3 protein-coding genes are annotated in these 2827 nt (G+C 70.7%); 1 reads left to right on the forward strand and 2 read right to left on the reverse strand.

Annotated elements, in window-relative coordinates; all coding sequences use genetic code 11:
* On the forward strand, window positions 1-649 hold a 649-nt coding region (locus G6022_RS11135; protein WP_241731170.1), incomplete at its 5' end, for an HNH endonuclease family protein.
* A 42-nt stretch (window positions 650-691) separates the two neighbouring features.
* Here G6022_RS11135 and G6022_RS11140 read toward each other — a convergent pair.
* Window positions 692-1543 carry a DUF1542 domain-containing protein gene (locus tag G6022_RS11140; RefSeq protein ID WP_182691576.1) on the reverse strand — a complete coding sequence of 284 codons (852 nt, stop codon included), beginning with the start codon at window positions 1541-1543 and terminating at the stop codon, window positions 692-694.
* A gap of 55 nt (window positions 1544-1598) precedes the next feature.
* Window positions 1599-2741, reverse strand: a complete 1143-nt coding sequence (locus G6022_RS11145; RefSeq protein WP_182610706.1) for a CoA transferase — start codon at window positions 2739-2741, stop codon at window positions 1599-1601.
* Window positions 2742-2827 lie beyond the last annotated feature (86 nt).

The raw sequence follows: 2827 nt of genomic DNA on the forward strand, positions 1-2827 counted from the left end.
GGCGGCCCCGCCCGTCCCCGAACCCGCGCCCCCCGAGCCGGCACCGCCCGAGGCCGTCCCGCCGGGCGATCCGATGGTCGCGGCCGCACGGGTGGCCCTACCCCGGCTGGAGATCAAGGGCCGCGCACCCAAGACGGGATACGACCGTGACCTGTTCGGACAGGCGTGGTCCGACGACGTCTCCGTGGAGTTCGGACGCAACGGGTGCGACACGCGCAACGACATCCTGCGGCGCGACCTGCAGGACATCACGGTGCGACCGGGGACCCGGGACTGTGTGGTGCTCACCGGGGTCCTGTACGGGCCGTACACCGGGGAGCGGATCGAGTTCGTGCGGGGTCAGGACACCTCGTCCGCGGTTCAGATCGACCACGTGGTGGCCCTGTCGGACGCGTGGCAGAAGGGTGCTCAGCAGCTCACCCCCGACCAGCGGCGCGACTTCGCCAACGATCCGCTCAACCTCTTGGCGGTGGCGGGGCACGCCAATCAGAGCAAGAGCGACGGTGACGCGGCCACCTGGCTCCCCCCGCGCCGGGAGTTCCGCTGTCCCCTGATCTCGCGGCAGATCCTGGTCAAGGAGCGCTACGGACTCTGGGTGACCCCGGCCGAGCACGAGGCCATGGAGCGGGTGCTGGCCGGCTGCGGTTGACCCTGCTGGCCCTACTGGAACTGCTGGCCCTACTGGACCGGGTCAGAAATCGAAGAGGCCACCGTCGAAGAAGCCGCCGCCGCCTCCGCCGTCGCCGCCGAACAGGCCGCCGTCGAAGAACCCGCCGCCGTCGCCGCCGCCGCCGTCGCCGCCCATGAGCCCGCCGTCGAAGAAGCCGTCGCCTCCCTCGCCTCCGCCCATGTCGCCGCCGCCCATGTCGCTGACGTCCGCGCCACCCTCGCCGACCCCGGCCGCGAAGTCCTCGCCGGAGTAGCCGACGCCCGCCATCCCGGCGAACATCATGTTGAACATCATCATCGAGCCCATCATCCACATACCCGTGGCCAGGGCCGAGGCCCACCACGGCTCCGAGTACCAGCCGGCGGGCACCGGCCGGCCGGCCACCACACCGCCCGGGTAGTAGTGCGGGGTCTTGTCGCTCGGCTCGGTCGCCGCGGTCATCGTGCGGCCGTCGACCTCGACGGTCCGGTCCTCGGTCACCCGGCCGGCGCGCTCCTGCCCGTCGGTCTTGGGCAGCTCCGGACCGGGATCCAGGCCCATCGCCGAACGCGCGGCCCGCACGTAGTACAGACCCTCGAGGGCGGTGTCCTTCGCGAGCTCCGTCTGGACCGGTGTGCGCGCGTTCTCCAGCTCCGTCACGGCCGCGGTGTAGCGCTCGGAGGCGTCTGCCATCGCCTGCTTGGACGCCTCGTCGGTGCCGTCGAGGTTGAACACCTGACCGCCGAGCCGTTCGACCCAGCGCGCGGCCTCGGCGCGGTAGTCCTCGATATGGCGGTTGTGCTGCATTTCCAGTTGGGTCTGGCCCTTGTTCTGACTGCGGGAGACCACGGCGACAGCAACGGCGATCACTGCGGCGATGAGGAGGAATTCCACGGATCGACCTTTCTCGGTACTACTTCACCAGCGTACCGAGATTGTGTCCCGCCGGTCAGCGGCCGTCGGGCTCGGAGTGCGCCGCCCGATCGAGTCCCAGTTCCGCCAGCACGGACTCGGTGTCCGCGCCGTGGGGGCGGGGCCCGAACCGCACGGATCCCGGGGTGTCGGACAGCTTGATCGGGATGCCGACACTGCGGTATCCGTCGCGCTCGACGACCATCTCGCGATGCAGCACCTGGGGCATGGACAACGCCTCACCCACGTCGTTCACCGCCCCGGAGGGCACCCCGACCGCGCGGAGTCGATCCGTCAGGTCGTCCCGACGGAGCCCTGCGACGAGACCACCGAGGATCGCGCGCAGCTCCTCGGAGTGGCGCAGTCGGTCCGAATTCGTGAGGAAGCGGGGGTCGTCGACCAGCGCGGGCGCGTCCACCGCCTCCGCCAGCGCCCGGAACTGACGATCGTTTCCGGCGCCGATGAAGAACGGTCCGTCCGAGCAGCTGAAGGTCTCGTACGGACAGATGGTCGGGTGCGCCACCCCGGTGCGCACCGGGGCCTCGCCCGTGGCGAACCACGTGCCCGCGTGCGGGTGCAGGATCGACACCGCGTTGTCGAGCAGGGCGAGGTCGACCAGCTGGCCGCGCCCGGTCGTGGCCCGTACGTGCAGCGCCATGAGGATGCCACTCATCGCGTTGAGACTGGTGACGATGTCCACCAACGGGATCCCGATCCGCATGGCCGCTCCGTCGGGCTCGCCGTTGATACTCATCAGCCCGGAGAGCCCCTGGAGGACCGCGTCGTATCCGGGTGCGCCTCCGAGCGGTCCGTCCACCCCGTAGCCGGTGATGCGGCAGTGGACCAAGCGGGGGAAGCGCTCGGCCAGCTCGTCGTCGCCGAACCCCCACTTCGCCAGGGTGCCGGCCTTGAAGTTCTCGAGGAGCACGTCGGCCTCGTCGAGCAGCCTGGCGAGAACCGCCTGACCCTCCTCACTGCGCAGATCGAGACTGATGTTCCGCTTGTTCCGGTTGAGCCCGTCGAAGTACGCGCTGTGGTCATCTCGCACGAACGGTGGCCCCCAGCCACGGGTCTCGTCCCCACCCGGCGGTTCGACCTTGATCACGTCGGCGCCGTGGTCGGCCAGCATCTGGCCGCACAGCGGTCCGGCGAGGACCCGGGCCAGATCCACGACGCGGATGTCGGTGAGCGCGCCGGTCCGTGGCGGCTCGGTCGGCCGTGGCTCAGTCGGGTGCGGCTCGGCCGGCTGCGGCTCGGTCGGCCGTG

Source organism: Dietzia sp. Cai40 (assembly GCF_014145165.1).
Classification (GTDB): Bacteria; Actinomycetota; Actinomycetes; order Mycobacteriales; family Mycobacteriaceae; genus Dietzia; species Dietzia natronolimnaea.